The organism is Mesorhizobium sp. WSM2240 (genome assembly GCF_040438645.1).
Lineage (GTDB): Bacteria > Pseudomonadota > Alphaproteobacteria > Rhizobiales > Rhizobiaceae > Allomesorhizobium.
This window is the reverse complement of sequence record NZ_CP159253.1, coordinates 3,495,384-3,513,358: the sequence shown is the minus strand read 5'-3', so window position 1 is coordinate 3,513,358 and position 17,975 is coordinate 3,495,384. Positions and strand designations below refer to the sequence as shown.

The 17,975-nt window shown below is 65.7% G+C and carries 8 protein-coding genes and 1 pseudogene; 3 read left to right on the top strand and 6 right to left on the bottom strand.

The window, feature by feature from the left end; genetic code table 11:
* Positions 1-127 precede the first annotated feature (127 nt).
* The 3 genes and pseudogenes from ABVK50_RS17415 to ABVK50_RS17405 all read left to right on the top strand — a co-directional run bounded on the left by ABVK50_RS17415 (position 128) and on the right by ABVK50_RS17405 (position 4,012).
* Complete coding sequence (locus ABVK50_RS17415; protein ID WP_353645381.1) at positions 128-1,159, top strand: histone deacetylase family protein; 1,032 nt, start codon at positions 128-130, stop codon at positions 1,157-1,159.
* Positions 1,160-1,190: 31 nt separating this feature from the next.
* On the top strand, positions 1,191-2,483 hold the full coding sequence (locus ABVK50_RS17410; RefSeq protein WP_353645382.1) for an FAD-dependent oxidoreductase: 1,293 nt from the start codon (positions 1,191-1,193) through the stop codon (positions 2,481-2,483).
* A gap of 102 nt (positions 2,484-2,585) precedes the next feature.
* Positions 2,586-4,012, top strand: a pseudogene (locus ABVK50_RS17405) (aldehyde dehydrogenase family protein).
* 19 nt (positions 4,013-4,031) lie between these two features.
* Here ABVK50_RS17405 and lpdA read toward each other — a convergent pair.
* The 6 genes from lpdA to ABVK50_RS17375 form a co-directional block, all read right to left on the bottom strand.
* Positions 4,032-5,429 carry a dihydrolipoyl dehydrogenase gene (gene lpdA / locus ABVK50_RS17400; protein WP_353645383.1) on the bottom strand — a complete coding sequence of 466 codons (1,398 nt, stop codon included), beginning with the start codon at positions 5,427-5,429 and terminating at the stop codon, positions 4,032-4,034.
* 489 nt (positions 5,430-5,918) lie between these two features.
* Positions 5,919-7,271 carry a dihydrolipoamide acetyltransferase family protein gene (locus ABVK50_RS17395; RefSeq protein WP_353645384.1) on the bottom strand — a complete coding sequence of 451 codons (1,353 nt, stop codon included), beginning with the start codon at positions 7,269-7,271 and terminating at the stop codon, positions 5,919-5,921.
* A 56-nt stretch (positions 7,272-7,327) separates the two neighbouring features.
* The gene (locus ABVK50_RS17390; protein WP_353645386.1) at positions 7,328-8,341 is read right to left on the bottom strand and encodes an alpha-ketoacid dehydrogenase subunit beta; all 1,014 of its coding nucleotides are present in this window, start codon (positions 8,339-8,341) and stop codon (positions 7,328-7,330) included.
* A gap of 3 nt (positions 8,342-8,344) precedes the next feature.
* Positions 8,345-9,577 carry a 3-methyl-2-oxobutanoate dehydrogenase (2-methylpropanoyl-transferring) subunit alpha gene (locus ABVK50_RS17385; RefSeq protein ID WP_353645387.1) on the bottom strand — a complete coding sequence of 411 codons (1,233 nt, stop codon included), beginning with the start codon at positions 9,575-9,577 and terminating at the stop codon, positions 8,345-8,347.
* Positions 9,578-9,947: 370 nt separating this feature from the next.
* Positions 9,948-12,038, bottom strand: a complete 2,091-nt coding sequence (gene pbpC / locus ABVK50_RS17380) for a penicillin-binding protein 1C (RefSeq protein ID WP_353645388.1) — start codon at positions 12,036-12,038, stop codon at positions 9,948-9,950.
* A gap of 192 nt (positions 12,039-12,230) precedes the next feature.
* Positions 12,231-17,705, bottom strand: a complete 5,475-nt coding sequence (locus ABVK50_RS17375) for an alpha-2-macroglobulin family protein (RefSeq protein WP_353645389.1) — start codon at positions 17,703-17,705, stop codon at positions 12,231-12,233.
* Positions 17,706-17,975 lie beyond the last annotated feature (270 nt).

Below are 17,975 nucleotides of genomic sequence, written 5' to 3'. Positions count from 1 at the left end.
GGGAGGCTAGCACTGCCTCGTGCCCGAACGCCAGACCAGCCGGAAGATCGGTCTTGGCCCAAGAGCGGCGCTTGTGAAGTGCCAGCGCCTGCGGCTAGGTTCGCGGCGAATAGCCGAGAGGACATCCATGAAGACTGTATTTTCGCCGCTGCATGCCGGCCATGGCGGGCAGATGGAACTGGTGGCAGGGGCGATCGTTCCCGGATTCGAAAAGCCGTCCCGCGCCGAGATCGTCAGGGCTCGCGTCGAATCTGAGAAGCTTGGGCCGATCCTTGCGCCCGAAACGCACGATCTCGCTGCCGCGGCGCGCATCCACCGGCAGGATTATCTCGATTTCCTGCCGACCGTCTGGCCGCTCTGGGAGGCGTCCGGGAAATCCGGCTCGGCGATCCCCTTTACCTGGCCGACGCGGGGCCTGCGCGGCGATGTCCGGCCAAAAACCATCGACGCGCTGCTCGGCTTCTACTCGTTCGACGGCGGCGCGAGTTTCGTGAAGGGCACGTGGGAGGCGATCAAATCGTCCTACGACGTGGCGTTGACGGCAGCCGGCATCGTCAAGGCCGGCGAGCGCTCGGCCTTCGCGCTTTGCCGCCCGCCCGGCCACCATGCCGGGGCGGGTTTCATGGGCGGTTATTGCTACATCAACAATGCGGCGGTTACAGCGCAGTGGTTCCGCGACCAAGGTGCGGCGCGTGTCTCGATCCTCGATGTCGACTATCATCACGGCAACGGCACGCAGGAGATTTTCTACCAGCGCGGCGACGTACAGGTGCTGAATCTGCATGGCGATCCGATGACCGAATATCCGTTCTTCCTCGGCCATGCCGACGAGCGCGGAGCGGGGGAGGGCGAAGGCTTCAACCACAACTATCCCATGCCCTTCGGCACAGGCTGGGAAAGCTGGAGCGCGGCGTTGGAGGACGCCTGCGGCAAGCTTCGGGCCTATGCGCCGGACGTGGTAGTCGTTTCTCTCGGCGTCGACACATTCGAGAAGGATCCGATCAGCCAGTTCAAGCTGAAAAGCGCCGACTATCCGAAGATCGGCAGGAGGATCGCGGCACTCGGCCTGCCGACGCTGTTCGTCATGGAAGGCGGCTATGCGGTCGACGAGATCGGTATAAACGCCGTCGGCGTACTCACCGGCTTCGAGGGCCGCTGAGGTCTCCTGAAGCCAAACGGAAATAGCCTTCATGCCGCGGCAGGCAGCCACCTTCAATACGCCCTTGTGGCAGGCTGCGGCCGACATCACGCCGGTCTCGCAGGCGCTGGACGATGGCGAGCATATGGACCTGGTGGTTGTCGGGGCCGGCATCATGGGGCTCTCGACGGCGCTGCATGCGGCGCGCCGCGGCCTTTCGGTCCGGGTGGTCGAGGCCCTGGAAATCGGGCAGGGTGCATCTGGCCTCAATGGAGGCCAGGTCATCCCCGGCCTGAAATACGATCCGGACTGGCTGATCGAGCATTTCGGCGAGCAGCGCGGCGAACGGATCATCGCCTTTGCGTCCGGCACGGCCGACAGCGTGTTCGACCTGATCGGGAACGAGCGCCTGAACGTTCCCCATGCGCGAAACGGCTGGATACAGGCGGCGCATACCGACACCGCGCTGCAGGCCGCCGAGAAGCGGGCGCAGCAATGGAGCGCGCGCGGCGTCAACGCGTCGATCCTCGGCCCCGGCGAAATCGCCGCCAAGACCGGTGCGCGCGGCTATGTCGGCGGCTGGTTCGACCGGCGCGCCGGCGTCATCGACCCGCTCGCCTACACGCTGGAGCTGGCGCGCATCGCCACAGAGGCCGGCGCACGCATCGCAACCAACGAGCGCGTGACGCGGCTGACCCGTCACGCAGGCGCATGGCGCGTCGGGACCGTCAGCGGAAATTCGCTCGTCGCCAAGGCAGTGGTCGCGGCGACCAACGCCTATTCGGACGGGCTGATCCCGGAACTGGCGCGCACCATCGTGCCGTTGCACTCCTTCCAGATCGCAACCGCGCCGCTGCTGCCTTCAATTGCGTCGGGCATCCTGCCCGGCGGTCAGGCCGTCTCGGATTCGCGGCGCATCCTGATCTATTTCCGCAAGAGCCCCGACGGCCGGCTGATGCTCGGCGGGCGCGGGCGTATGGGCTTGCCGCGCAGCGCCGCCGACTGGGCGCATCTCGAACGCACTATCACGCGGCTGTTTCCCGCGCTGGAAGGGATCGCCGTCGAACGGCGATGGTTCGGCCGCGTGGCGATGACGCCCGATCACCTGCCGCATCTGCACGAGCCGGAAGACGGACTGATCGCCGCCATCGGCTGCCAGGGCCGCGGCATCGGGCTGATGACATCGCTCGGTGCCCGCATCGCCGATTACGTTGCAACACGCGATCCGGCGGCGTCGCCCTTTCCAGTCTCGCCGATCCGGCCGATCCCATTCCATCGGTTCCGCCGCGTCGGCGTTGCGGCCGCAATCGCCTGGTATCGAGCGCTCGATGCGCTGGAACGCTGACATGCGGAGGCCTTTTTCCTAAACCTTGCGGCGGATATAAGCCATCGAGATGGCGCTATCTCGGCCATACGTCCCTGAGAACCCCACCCCGGAGCATCCAGCATGAGCAACCATCGCAATTTCTACATTGACGGCAAATGGGTTTCTCCGGTGGCCCCGGCAACGCTCGACGTGATCGACCCGTCGACCGAGGAGGCCTACACCGCGATTTTCGTCGGCTCGAAGGCCGATGTCGACGAGGCCGTCGCTGCGGCGCGCGCGGCATTCGCGGCTTTCTCCGAGACCACCAGGGAAGAGCGCTTGGCGCTGCTGCGCAAGATCCTGGAAGTCTACAACAGGCGTTACGAGGACGTGGCGCAGGCGATCTCGCAGGAGATGGGCGCGCCGATCACCTGGGCGCGCGAGGCGCAGGCCTGGGCGGGCCGGGCGCATCTGGAATCCACGATCAAGGCGCTGGAAGACTACGAATTCAGCGAGAAGCGCGGCACGACCATGGTTGTGAAGGAGCCGATCGGCGTCTGCGCCCTGATCACTCCGTGGAACTGGCCGCTCAACCAGATCGTCTGCAAGGTCGCGCCGGCCATCGCCGCCGGTTGCACGGTGGTGCTCAAGCCGTCCGAGATCGCGCCGATCAGCGGCATCGTATTTGCCGAGATCATGCACGAGGCCGGCGTTCCCAAGGGTGTGTTCAATCTCGTCAACGGCACCGGCCCGGATGTGGGCCAGGTCATGGCCGGCCATCCCGGCGTCGACATGGTGTCGTTCACCGGTTCGACGCGCGCCGGCATAATCGTCGCCAAGACTGCCGCCGACACGGTTAAGCGTGTCGCCCAGGAACTCGGCGGCAAATCTGCCAACATAATCCTGCCCGACGCGAATTTCGCTCATGCGGTGCGCGAGGGCGTCAATGGATGCTTCGGCAATAGCGGTCAGTCCTGCGACGCGCCGACCCGCATGCTGGTTCCCGCCGACCGCCACGATGAGGCGCTCGCAATGGCCAAAGAAGCGGCCGAAGCCCACAATGTGGGCGATCCGCGCTCGCCCGACACCAAGCTCGGGCCGGTGGTCAGCCAGTTGCAATACGACAAGATCCAGCGGCTGATCGAAAGCGGCATTTCGGAAGGCGCAACTCTCGTGACGGGCGGTCCGGGCCGTCCCGAGACCCTCAATCGCGGCTATTATGTCCGGCCGACCGTGTTTGGCCACGTCACGCCCGAGATGCCATCGCGCGCGAGGAAATTTTCGGGCCGGTGCTCTCGATCATGTCGTACCAGGACGAAGAGGATGCGGTCAGCATCGCCAACGACACGGTCTATGGCCTCGCGGCCTACATCCAGTCGGAAAACCTGGAGCGCGCCCGCCGCGTCGCGGGCAGGATGCGCGCGGGCTCGGTCTATCTCAATTACCCCGAATGGGACACGTTCGCGCCCTTCGGCGGCTACAAGCAGTCCGGTAATGGCCGCGAATACGCCGACTGGGCCATCCACGATTTCCTCGAGACCAAGGGGATCGTCGGGTACGGGGAGTAGGTTGCGGCCGCAAACGATCTCAAATATGCAGCGCGTGCCCCAGCGCCTTGAGCGCGGCTTCCTGGAAACCTTCGCCCTGCGTGGGGTGCGCGTGGATCGTTCCGGCAATGTCCTCCAGCCGCGCGCCCATTTCGATCGCCAGGCCGAAGGCCGTCGACAATTCGGAAACGCCATGTCCGACCGCCTGGATGCCGAGCACGACATGATTGTCGGCACGGGCGACGACCCGTACAAATCCTTCCTCGCCAAGCTTGGTCATGGCGCGACCATTGGCCGAGAACGGAAACTGCCCGACCCTGATCTCGCGGCCGGCTTTCCGCGCCTCGTCGGGTGACAGGCCGGCCGTCACCACTTCCGGGTCGGTGAAGCACACCGCCGGGATGCAGCGCTTGTCCCAGCTTCTTTTGTGGCCGGCGACGATCTCGGCGACCATCTCGCCCTGCGCCATGGCGCGATGCGCCAGCATCGGCTCACCGGTGACGTCGCCGATCGCATAGACGCCGCGCATCGAGGTGCGGCACTGGTCGTCGATGCGGACGGATCTTCCGTTCCGGTCTAGGACCAGCTCTTCCAGCCCCCAGGCCTCGGTCATCGGCTTGCGCCCGACCGTCACCAGTATCTTGTCCGCCGGCAGCTTCTTCTCCGCGCCATCGGCGGTCTCGACCAGCAAGGCGTCGCGTTTCGGCGACGGGCCCTTGGCCTTGGCGCCGGTCAAGACGTCGACGCCGAGCTCCGCCAGCCGCTTGGCGACTGGCCGGGTCAGCTCGGAATCGTATTGCGGCAGGATGCGTGGCTCGGCCTCGACCACCGCCACTTGAGAGCCCAGCTTGGCAAAGACGGTGCCGAGTTCGAGCCCGATATAGCCGCCGCCGACCACCACCAGACGTTCCGGCAGCTTCGTCAGCGCCAGCGCTTCCGTCGATGAAATCACCGGTCCGCCGAAGGGCAGGGACGGCAGTTCCAAGGAGACCGATCCGGTGGCGATTACCACAGTCTCGGCGCGGATGACCTGGATTCCGGTCTCGGTTTCGACCTCCACCGTCTTGCCGTCGCGGAATCTCGCCCAGCCATGGACGGTTTTCACCTTGGCCTTCTTCAGAAGCCCCGATACCCCGCCGGTCAGCCGGCCGACGATGCCGTCCTTCCATGCGATTGTTTTACCGAGGTCGAGCTTGGGCGCTGAAAGCGAGATGCCGAGCGGGTTCTTGCCACCTGCCATATGGGCGACTTTCTCGAACTCCTCCGCCGCATGGATCAGCGCCTTGGAGGGGATGCAGCCTACAGTCAGGCAGGTGCCACCAGGCTTCTTCGCCTCGACGATCACCGTGTCCACGCCGAGCTGTCCCGCCCGGATGGCGCAGACATAGCCGCCCGGACCCGCGCCGACGACCAGAAGCTTGCAGGAGATTTCTTTCATGTCTGGTTGGCCCTCGGGGGCTAAGCCCTCAGCGGATTAAACGGGGTCGTCGAAGTAAAGCGTGTAGACTCCGTAGCGATTGAATCGCTTTAAGTTCTGTATGTCGTCCCTGCACTGGTAGTCATATTCATCGAGGACCCTGTGGCTATGAATCTCATAGAATGAGCAGCTGTCGTCTCTCCTCACTATGATGCCTTGGTCCTTGATCGCTGGACAGCCGCTTATATCTCGCTGGTCCACCTTGCCGACGATTTCAGCCATCGGCGTACCGATAAGGCAAACGAACCTCACGTGCTCCAAGCTGTCTACGACCACTCCTGTGTCTTGGTCCAAAATTTTTCCGTTCGAAAACTCATATGCAGGGCCAGAGAGCACAAAATTAGTCACGAACAACAACGATGGCAGCCCTACGAGGCACAACGCCGCGATCCAAAATCCTCTTGAGATTTTCATCCCAACCACAACAGTTCGAGCGCTACCAACGTCATCTCACCCCTCCACGAAAATCAGCGCCGGCGTTTCCAGCAGCGTCTTGATGCGCTGGACGAACACCGCCGCATCCCAGCCGTCGACGACGCGGTGATCGAATGAGGACGACAAATTCATCATCTTGCGCGGAATGAACTGCGTGCCATCCCAGACCGGGCGGACCATCATCTTGTTGACGCCGATGATCGCCACTTCAGGATGGTTGATGACCGGCGTCGTCGCCACACCGCCCATCGCGCCGAGCGAGGTGATGGTGATAGTCGAGCCAGACAATTCCTCGCGCGTCGCCGTGCCGGCCTTGGCCGCTTCGGCCAGCCGGTTGACCTCGGCGCCGCAATCCCAGAGATCGCGCGCCTCTGCGTGCTTGACGACCGCCACCACCAGTCCCGACGCCGTCTGCGCCGCGATGCCGATATGGACGCCGCCATGGCGGTGGATGATGCCGGCCTCGTCGTCGAAGATGGCATTGATGCCGGGCTGCTCGGCGATCGCCTTGACCATTGCCCGCATCAGGAAGGGCAGCACCGTCAGCTTGGGCTGGTCGGCGCGCTTGCCCTTGTTGAGCGCCGCGCGCAGCTCCTCCAGCGCCGTGACATCGACTTCCTCGACATAGGTAATGTGCGGGATGCGCGATTTGGCCAGCGCCATCTTCTCGGCGATCTTGCGCCTCAGCCCAACGATCTTGATGTCCTCGACCGCGTCGTTGCGCTGCAGGCCGGCTGGACGCGCCGTCTGCGAGCCGCGCGCGATGAAGCCGTCTAGGTCTTCGTGGGTGATGCGGCCGGCCGGCCCGCTGCCCGGAACCTGGCGCAGGTCGACGCCGGATTCCCTGGCGCGCAGCCTGACCGCCGGCGAAGCGAGCGGCCTTTCCCCTTCGGGGCGCGGCGCGCCGGCGGTTGCGGGCCGCGCAGCGGGCCTGGCCGCTACGGCGGACTGTGCCGGCGCCTTGGCCGGCGCCGCAGTCGCGGGCTTTTCAGGAGGCGGCGGGATGCGTTCGCCCTCTTCGGCCATGCCGTCGGCGAGCGGCGCTTCCTCCTGGTCGTCATTCATGGCCGCTTCCACCGGCACCGCTTCCACCGGCACCGCTTCCACAGCGGGAATTTCTGCACCGCCTTCGACCTTCAGCCGGATCAGCGGCGAGCCGACGGCGACCGTGTCGCCGATCTCTGCGCCCAGCCAGGTTATCTCGCCGTCGACCGGGGAGGGGATTTCGACCGTAGCCTTGTCGGTCATGACAGCGGCCAGGATTGAATCCTCGCGCACCAGATCGCCGATCTTGACGTGCCATTCGACGAGTTCCGCCTCCGCTACCCCTTCGCCGACATCGGGCAGCTTGATCGTGTGCTCACCCATTGCGGGCCCCTTTGTCGGACAGGTTCGTGCCAGTTCCTGGCGAGGCTTTCGGCATCTCAAGCCTCCATCGTTTCGCGCAGGGCCTGGCCGACGCGGGCCGGGCCCGGAAAATAATCCCACTCCTGCGCGTGCGGATATGGCGTATCCCAGCCGGTGACGCGGACGATGGGCGCTTCCAGCTCGTAGAAGCAATGCTGCTGCACCAGCGCGGCCAGTTCCGCGCCGAAGCCGGAGGTCAGCGTCGCCTCGTGCACCACCACGCAACGGCCGGTCTTCCTGACCGAAGCGACGATGGCATCGAGGTCCAGCGGCAGGAGCGTGCGCAGATCGATGATCTCGGCATTGATGCCGGTCTCCTCGGCCGCCGCTTCTGCGACATAGACCATGGTGCCGTAGGCGAGGATGGTCACGTCCGCGCCTTGCCGCCTGATTTCGGCCTTGCCGAGCGGGATGGAGTAGTGCCCGTCCGGCACCTCGCCCAGCCTGTGCTTCGACCACGGCGTCACAGGCCGGTCGTGATGGCCGTCGAAGGGGCCGTTATAAAGCCGCTTCGGCTCAAGGAAGATGACCGGATCGGGATCCTCGATCGACGCGATCAGCAGTCCCTTGGCGTCATGCGGATTGGAGGGAACCACCACCTTGAGACCCGAGACGTGGGTGAACAGCGCCTCCGGGCTCTGGCTGTGGGTCTGCCCACCGAAGATGCCGCCGCCTGTCGGCATGCGGATGACGATCGGACAGGTGAACCCGCCATTGGAGCGGTAGCGGATGCGCGCTGCTTCCGAGACGATCTGGTCGTAGGCCGGATAGACATAGTCGGCGAATTGCACCTCGATGCACGGACGCAGGCCATAGGCAGCCATGCCGATCGCCGCGCCGACGATGCCGAGTTCGCTGATCGGCGTGTCGAAGCAGCGGGTGACGCCGTACTTTTGCTGCAGGCCCTGCGTGCAGCGGAAGACGCCGCCGAAATAGCCGACATCCTCGCCGAACACGACGACACTGTCGTCCTTGCCCATCGACACGTCCATCGCGTCGCGGATCGCCTCGATCATGGTCTTGCGCGGCATGAACTACACCCCCGCCTGCTGGCGCTGGCGGCGCAGATGCGGCGGCATCTCGGCATAGACGCCCTCGAACATGTCGCGCGCCGTGGGCTTGCCGCCGGCATGCAGCGTGCCGTGGCTCTCGGCCTCCTTCTGCGCAGTGATCACCGTGTCGAGGATTTCGGCCTCCGCCTGCTTGTGGCGCTCTTCCGACCACAGGCCGCGGACAATTAGATGGTTCTTTAGCCGCAACACCGGGTCGCCCAGCGGCCACGCCGCCGATTCCTCTTTTGGCCGATAGGCGGAGGGATCGTCGGAAGTCGAATGCGCCCCGACGCGGTAGGTGACGTATTCGACCAGCGTCGGCCCGAGATTTCTACGCGCCCGCTCGATCGCCCATTTGGCGACGGCGTGGACGGCAAGGTAGTCGTTGCCGTCGACGCGCAGGGCAGGGATGCCGAAACCGAGGCCGCGGGCCGCGAACGTGCCGGAGCCGCCGCGCGCGATGCCCTGAAAGGTCGAGATCGCCCACTGGTTGTTGACGATGTTGAGCACGACCGGCGCGCGGTAGGTCGACGCGAAGACCAGGGCGGCGTGGAAATCGCTCTCCGCCGTCGCGCCGTCGCCGACCCAACCGACGGCGATCTTGGTGTCGTTCTTGATCGCCGCCGCCATCGCCCAGCCGACCGCCTGGATGAATTGCGTCGTCAGATTGCCCGAGATCGAGAAGAAGCCGTGCTCCTTCGACGAATACATTACCGGCAATTGCCGGCCCTTCAGCGGGTCGAGCTCGTTTGAATAGATCTGGTTCATCATGTCGACCATCGGATAGCCGCCGGCAATCAGCAGGCCTGCCTGGCGATACGTCGGAAAGTTCATATCGCCGGGCAGTAGCGCCTTGCGAAAGGCGCAACTCACCGCTTCTTCTCCCATGTGCTGCATGTAGAAGGAGGTCTTGCCTTGGCGCTGCGCCATCTGCATGCGAGCGTCAAAGGCGCGCAGCGTCATCATGTGGCGCAGGCCTTCGGACAGTTCCTCGTCGCTCAAAGTACCGGCCCATGGTCCGACCGCCTCGCCCTCGCGGTTGAGCACGCGGATGATGGAATAGGCGAGGTCGCGGATCGAGCGCGGATCGACATCGACTTCGGGTCGCGGAACGGAACCAGCTTTGGGGATCGGAACGTTGGAGAAATCGGGCGTGCCGCCCGGCCGCACTTCCGGTTCCGGAACGTGGAGGCTGAGCACATTTTTCTGGGGCATCCGTGATACTCCGAGCCGAAGGACGGGTGGCTGCAAGCCATTCATTCCACCGCCGCAACCGGTGATCAACCCCTGCCGATCTCTCCTGATGGGCAGATGCGGGCCCTTTCAAAGCTGCAAGAACATCGGCGCGAAATTATATGGCGCGGCCGGCGGGTCGTGCCAGCCATTCGTGTCGCGGCGCGCATCTGAGCGGATTTTTCCGGTCTTGCCGCACCGGGAATCGATCACAAAAATATTTCGGGAAAACGCTTTGTGTCCGGGGCTGCTCGGGTTGTTGACGCAAAGAATCCGGCAGTTGCCAAGTTGATTCCGGAAAGGGAGACAAGCCGCTGGAATTGTTGGTTCCGCGGGCGAGGAGGTCGCGCCGCTATTCCACGAACACCCTGACACTGGCCGCGCGCCCCGCCGCGTCGATCACGGTCAGCGTCGAATAGCCAGTGCCGTCCGGCTGCCACGTCGCCGTGCGCCGGCGGATCGTCTCGGTCAGCGGCTTGCCGTTGGCCAGCCAGCGGAAGGGCGCGCGGCCGCCTTGCAATTTCAGGACCAGCGGTGTCGCCTCAGCCGTGGCCGCGCCGAGTTCGACGCGCGCGCCGTCTGGCGGAAAGACGATCTGCGGCGCGGGTTCGGAGATCGCGGCGACGGCAGTTCCGTCTCCACCCGGACCGAAGCGCTCGAGCGTGACCGGCAGATCCTCGCGCCTGGCGTGGAAGACACCGGCCGGCGCGCGGGGCAGCGGCACGGCGGCGAGGCCGGATTTGGCGAAGCCTTCGAACAGTATGGGCGCTGCCGAGACATAGCCGGACAGGCCAGGCACCGAGCCGGAATCGGGGCGGCCGACCCAGACGCCGAGGACATGACGGCCGTCATAGCCGATCGACCATGCGTCACGGTAGCCGTAGGAGGTGCCGGTCTTGTAGGCAATACCACGAGGGGCTGCGCCCTCCGGCGGCCTGACGCCGGCCAGCATGTCACTGACCTGCCACGCGGCTTGCGCTTCCAGGATGAGGCCCTCGGCCGATGACGACTCTCCGCCTTCCGCCCGGTCGCGCAGCGGCTTTGCCCGCCCGCCATTGGCGAGGCCGGTATAAAGCTGCACCAGATCTCGCAGCGACACGCCGACGCCGCCGAGCCCGATGGCGAGGCCGGGCGTCTCGCCGGGCGGCAGCTCGGGCGTCACGCCGGCCCGGCGGAACCGCGCCACGAGCCGCGCCGGGCCGACGGCGTCGAGCAGCCGCACCGCCGGCACGTTGAGCGAAAGCTGCAGCGCCTGTCTGACGCTGACATCGCCCTGGTACCTCATGTCGAAATTCTTCGGCCGGTAGCCTGCGAAATCGGTGGGACGATCCTCAATCAGCGTTTCCTGCGCCACCAGCCCCTGCTCGAACGCCAGACCGTAGATGAAGGGCTTCAAAGTGGAGCCAGGTGAGCGCCGCGTGTTCGTCATGTCGATCCAGCCGGAGCGGCTGGCATCGAAATAATTCGCTGAACCGACTTCACCGAGGATCTCTCCGGTGCGGGCGTCGGCAAGCACCATCGCGACCGAGATGCGCGGCCCGAGCTTTGCCGCCGCGTCGCGGGCGACCGTCTCCAGCCCCTGCTGGACACTCTTCTTCACCGTCAACTGGTGGCGGGTTTCGGCGGGCGCGGCGCGTAACGCGGCATCGGCTGCGTGGGCGGCGAGCGCCGGCAGCGCAAGGCGTCTGCCCGGCGGCTCTCCCAGAGCGGCGCGCGCGGCCTCTCTTTCGCCGAGCAGCCCGGCGGCCACCATTCGGGAAAGCACGCGGTCGCGCGCGGCGTGCGCCGCCTTGGGATGGCGATCGGGCCGGCGCCTTTCCGGAAGCTGCGGCAAGGCGACGAGCAGCGCGGCTTCCGAGACCGTCAGCCGCTTCGGTTCCTTGCCAAACCAGGCGAGCGAGGCGGCGCGCACGCCTTCGAGGTTGCCGCCATAGGGGGCCAGTGTCAGATAGCGCTCGAGGATTTCGCGTTTGGTCAGCCGCCGCTCGATCTGGATGGCGCGGACCATCTGGCGCAGCTTCGAGGCGATGCTGCGGCTCGCACGCGGTTCGATGAGGCGCGCAAGCTGCATGGAGAGTGTCGAGCCGCCGGAGACGATGCGGCCATTGCCGGCGAATTGTCCCGCGGCCCGCAGCAGCGCCAGCGGATCGACGCCTTGGTGGTCGTGAAAGCGTTTGTCCTCGTAGGCGATGAGCATGTCGACGAATTGCGGATCGACCTGGTCGAGGCCAACCGCCAACCGCCAGCGCCCGTCGGGCGTGGCGAAGGCGCGCAGCAATGCGCCGTCGCGGTCCACGACTTCGGCCGAGACGATGAGCTTTTCCGGCAGCGGCGGCGGGAAGGCGCGGTCGAGGCTGTTTAAGCCTGCGATAACCGAGGCGAGGAGGCCAGCGCCAGCGGCACAGGCGAGGGCTGCTTTTCTCAGGCTTCCCCGGACCGGCATGGCGCCGCCCCTCACCCTTACCCGCGCCCTGGGTCGAGCCGCTTGTCTCGACCCGTCCTGCGGACCCCCGTGAAGAACGGGGAGAGGGAGGCGTCAGCGTTGCGGCCGTGTCTCCTCTCCCCGTTCTTACGGGGAGAGGATGCCGGCAGGCAGGTGAGGGGCAGCGTCATGTTCGCAAGTTTCTTGGGCACCTCACGGCGCCTTCACCTCCATCATGCCCGTCGCCGTGCGCGCCGAGAATTGCGGGCGGTACATGTCCTCCACGCTTGCTGCCGGATGCGCATAGACGCCGGGTGTCACCGCGCGCACCACATAGGCCATGCTGACGGATCGGTCGCTGCCCGCGTCGCGGTTGAACGCCGCGACGAAACGGTCGTCTCGGAATTCGAGGTGGGCGGCTTCCGTCCGGGCAAGCCAGCCGAAATTGGCGAGTTCGGCGCTCGATATCAGGCGCGGATTGTCGATCTCGAAGCCTGCCGGAAGGAGGTCGGTGACGAGGACGCGCGACGGCCAGCTGCTCAGTTCCTCGACCTTCAGCACCACCACGAAGCGCTCGTTCTGCGTCGCCTGGGTGACGTTGGCCTCGGTTCCGTCCAGGCGGTAGTAAGTGCGCTCGATGGTGAAGCCGTTGCCGCCGGCGGGCAGCGGCTGGGCCGGGGCAGCGACGGTGGTCACCACCGCCTGCACCGGGTCCGGGCCGGTGTTGGCGATGACCAGCGGGTTGTCGAGAAGTTCCGTCCCGGTCAGGCGCTCGGAATAGGCGCCGGTGTGCGGTGCATCGTTCACTGTGAGCCTGATCGCCGCGCTGTTGGCCTTCATGGCGCGGGCCGCGAGCAGCATCCAGGCTTCGTCCTGGGTGCTGGTGTAGGACGCTGCGCGCCGCTCGGCCGAGACCAGCCTGACCAGTTCAGGGACGACGGCCGGCATCGGCCGGCTTTCCGCCGCCAGCGCCAGCATCGCCGCGCCGTCGCGAAGGCGCGAGCCGTAGTCCGAGCGGTAGTAGTTGTGTTCGGCATTGGACTTGGCCAGTTGCAGCGCGGTCGTGAATGCAGATTGCGAGCGCTGCGGATCGCCATAAAGCGCAAGGCTCGCGGCAAGCTGGGCGACCGCCATCGGGCTGGAGAACGCCTCGATCTGCGTGTCGGAATAATAGCGCAGATCGCCGACCGAAGCCTTCTTGTTGCGGGCCAGCACGTAGAGCGCATAGGCGATCTGGCTGCCGCGGTCCTGTAGATCGATGTCGTAGGACAGCGAGTTTTGCAGGTTGTTCAGCGCCTGCTCCATCGCCCGCCGCGGCACGTCGTAATTCTGCTCGCGCGCCCGCGTCAGGAAGTCGGTGACGTAGGAATCGAGCCAGAGATCGCCCGAACCAGGTGACCACAGGCCGAAGCTGCCCGACGAGGACTGGTAGTTGAGAACGCGGTAGATCGCGTCCTGGATGCGGCCGCGCAACCCCGGGTCGATTTCCATGCCAGCGGCGGCCGAAAGCTCGCTGACATAGAGCAACGGCAGCGCACGGCTGGTGGTCTGCTCGGCGCAGCCATAGGGATAGCGGTCGAGCGTCATCAGCAGCGACGGCACGTCGAAGGCGGATGAAGGCGAGACGCCGACGCTGACATAGGCGCCGGGCAGCAGGCTGGCGGCGAGCAATTCGCGGTCTACGCGCAGGCTCCTGCCGTTCGGTCCGAGATCGACGACCATTCGAGTGGTGACCGGCATCGCCGCCGGGCGAACCGGAATGGAGAGGTTCTGCTCGACGGTCAGTCCGCTCGCATGGGCGAGGCGGATAGTGATGCCCGCGTCGCCCGCAGTCTGCGCGATCAGCGGCACGGTCAGCGTCTGGCGCTTGCCGGCCGTCAGTTGCAGCCTGTCCGGCAGGGCGGCGCTGCCGGTGGAGAGATCGCCAGTGGTTTCAATGGCGAGCGAATAATCGCCGTCGGGCGCGTCGGTGTTGGCGACGTCGAGGCGCATCACGGCGGCGTCGCCGGGCGCCAGGAAGCGCGGTAGGCCGGCGGTGATGACCACCGGATCGCGCACGATCACGTCGGCCGAGGCGTGGCCGACGGCCTCCTTCGTCCAGGCCACCGACATCACGCGCACGGTGCCGTTGAATTGCGGTATGTCGAAATCAATCGTCGCCTTGCCTTCCGCATCGAGTTTTACGGGACCGGAGAAGAAGGCGACCAGTCTTTCGGTCGGTGCGCTGCCTTCGGCGGTCATCGCAGCCCCGTCGCCGCCGGTGCGCAGTCTTCCGGCGGCGCCCAGCGAGCCGTCGATCAGCCGGCCGTAAAGGTCGCGCAGTTCGAGGCCGAGCTGGCGTTGGCCGAAGAACCAGGCTTCCGGATCGGGCGCCTTGTAGTCCGTCAGATTGAGGATGCCGACATCCACTGCGGCGACCATGACATAGGCGTCGCTGCCCGGAGCGGCGCCCGTCACTGCGACCGGGATCGACAGGGTCTGGCGTGGCGACGTCTTTTCGGGCGTCGTCATCGCGACGGCGAGCTTTTTCGCGCCGGGATCGACCTTCAGCCATTTCACTCCGATGGCGCGGGCCGGCATGCGCGATTCCTGCGCCTCGCCGGGACGGTAGAGCGTGGCGGTGACGTAGGCGCCTGCGCCCCAGTCGGCGCCGACCGGAATGTCGACAGTCGTGCCGCCCTCCGGAATCGCAGCGGTGACCGTGGTCAGGAGCTTGTCGGCGCCAACCGTGACCAGAAGCTCGCCGGCGAAGCGCGGGGAAACCTGCAGTTTGGCGATGTCGCCAGCAACATAGGTTTCCTTGTCGAGCGCGATCTCGAGCGCATCCGGCGTTTCAGTCGACGAAGCTTCGACATACCAGCCTGCCTCGAACTCGACGCTCGTCGCCGGACCGGCCGGGTCGGCGGTCTCGACTTCCAGCCTGTAGCGGCCCCAGTCGACGGAGACCGCCACCTGGGCCGCACCGTCGGCCGGAATGTCGACCTTTCCGTTGGCGATGGCCTTGGTGAAGGTCACCGGCTCGTAGTTCCAGGAATTGCCGCTGCGGTACCATTGGTAATTGCGCTCAACCTTGACCAGCGACCACTCGGCTCCGGCCAGCGCTTCGCGATTGCCGTCCGGATCGACGGCGATGACGCTGAATTTCGCGGTCGAGGCCTGCGGCAACTCGCCGGCCGAGAATTCCGGCTTGATGCCGATCATCGCGCCGGTCGGACGAATTTTGATATCGGTGGATTCCTCCACCGCGCGGCCGCCGCTCTCGCGCATGCGCACCGTCACTGCGGCGTTGAGCAGGCGCGTCGTCGAGGGCAACTGGTCGATTTCGATCGGGAAGGTGGCCTTGCCGTCATCGCCGACCAGGGGCAGGCCGGTCAGCGGAATGCGGGTGGCGTCGCCTTCCTGCTCGTCGGCAAGCCCGAAGGAATAGCCGACAAAGCGCTTCCATTCGCGCATCGTGGAAAGCGTGATCTCGCCTTCGAGCGCCAAGCCGGCAGCAGGCGCGCCGTATAGAAAGCGGCCGTCGACGGTGACGTTGGCTGTCTCGCCCGCGGCAATTTCGTCGCTGTCGCTGGTGAGCGTGAACTCGATCCGGTCGGGAACGAAATCCTCGACCAGGAACATATGGCTGGCGACCGCTGCTTCCTTCGGATCGGTGTGTATATTCACCGTCCAGGTGCCGCGCATGGCGTTGGGCGAAAGCGTCAGGTCGACCGAATGGCCGCCGGCATTGGCCCCGTCTGAAATGATGCGGCGGTCCTCGACGCCGTCCGGGCGCGAGAAGATGAAGGTGAGCGGCAGGTTCTCGACCGCCTTTGCCGTATCGTCGCGGGCAAGCGCTGCGACATGCACCTCCTCGCCGGCGCGGTAGATGCCGCGCTCGGTCCACGCATACACGTCGAGCGCGCCGGGCGCGGGGCGGCCCATGACGCCGCGGTCCGACAGATCGAAGCCGGCGCGGGTCATGTCGAGGAAGACGAAATCCTTCTCGCCCTGGCTGGCCATCAGCACCGCCGGCGCCATGCCGCCATCGCCGCGGGTCAGGCCGGGCATGAACATTGCGCGGCCTTCGGCGTTGGTGGTGGCGGTGCCGAGAATTTCGTTGTTGCGGGCGAGCAGTGTCAGCTCAACATCGGCGAGCGGTTTGGCCGAGCCGAGCGAGCGGGCGAACACATTGAGGCCGTCCTGCCCGGTATAGGTGGAGAGGCCTATGTCCGAAACGACGAACCATTGCGTGGCGCGCGATTCCCAGGTGTCGCGCGTGTCGTTCTTGGGCTGCGCGGTCAACACATAGACACCGGGCTCGCGATTCGGCAGCGCCTCGTCGACCGGGAAGGAGGTGGTGACCTCCTCGTTCAGCGTGCTGGTGACCTCGATCTCGCCCGACCAGATCGGTTCGCCGATCTGGTCGGCTATATTGGTGATGTCGTAGCCGTCGAGCTGGCGCAGAAACTGATAGCCAGTGAGAAGCTGGGCGAGCGAGCGGTCGCCGATGCGGAACAGCTTGAGGTCGGCCGCCTCCATATTGATGGTGACCAGAGGAATGCCCCGCCGGCCGGAGGAGGGCAGTACGAAGCTGTCGCCGGTGAAGCGGGCAGACGCCGCGCGATCCTGGACGTAGACCTCCAGCACGACCGGAGATTCGATCACCTCGCCGATCGCGGCCGGCAGGCCGGGACGGAACGCCACGCGATAATGGCGGCCATGCTCCAGGCCCTCCACGCAGATCTGCCGGTCCTTGGCTTCGACGGCCTTGGGGGCTGCATCGTCGATCGTCACGAAGGGCGCATAGTCGACGCCGGTCTTGACCAGTTCCTCGGAAAATTGGGCGCAGACACGCGGCGAAGCGCTATCGGCGTCAATCGAATGATCGACGATGCGGAAGCCCTTGCGCGCCTTCAGGTCTTCGTACTCGGCCCGCACATTGGCCGAATTGACCAGAGCGAGGCTCGCCTCATAGGCCTCGAGCGACGGGCGGTAGAGGTCGCGTCGCTCGAGCCCGGCGGCGAGCAAGGCAAGCGCATCGGCGCGCGCGGCGGCGGTGCGCACAAGCTTGTAGGCGTTCAGTGCCGCGTCTGTGAAGTCGCGATCGCGGTTGGCGGTTTCGGAACCGTCGGCTGCGGGCACGGTCATGATCGCGTGAGCGAGGCTTGCCCACAGCGCGCCGTCGTCGGGCGAAATCGCGATTGCGGCGCGGAATTTCTGAGCGGCGTCGCGCGGATCGCCGGTCAGCATGGCGTATTCGCCTGCCTCGGTCAGCGCCGCGAGGCCCTCTTCGCCGATTGCATCCATGCCGTTGGTCAGCCGGTCGCGATAACGGGCAGCTTCGTCCATCAGCCATTGCGGCAGGAAGGTCAGTTCCGGCGGCGCGCCGATGTCGGGATCGCTGCCCACCTTGACGATCTTGCCGGCGACGGCGCCGTTGAAGGGCTTAAGCGTCGCGAAATCCGACTTCAGGAAGCACCATTTCGCCTTGGCGTTGTAGGTGAAGGCGCGGCAGGCGGAATCGCCGAGACAGGTGGATTTGCACTGGTCGAGCGTGACGTTCTGCTCGGATCTCAGGTCGAAGCCGAAATAGTCCTGATTCTCGGTCGTTACGACCGTTCTCGCGTCTAGCGCCAGCGCCGGGGCCAGCCAGGAGAAGAAGAAAACAAGGAAAGCAGAAAGACCACGAGCCGCGCGCAGTGACATATTCCCCTCCGTATGCTGCTGCCGTGAACCGGCATGAATAGTTTCAGTATAGCTTGTGAATTCGAGAGGGGACAGCACTCCGCTCCCGCCATACGGGAAATTTCTGTTTGGCCGATTGTGGCCGCTTTGCGAACGGGCGGCGGGCCGGCGGGTGTTTATTTCAAGCATCGGTTGTGCTTCGAGCCTCGGGACGTGGAGGCAGGCCGGCTGCCTGGCCAGCGCCGGCCGCGCATTGGCATCATGCAGCGAGCCGTTCTGGCGCTGTCGGAA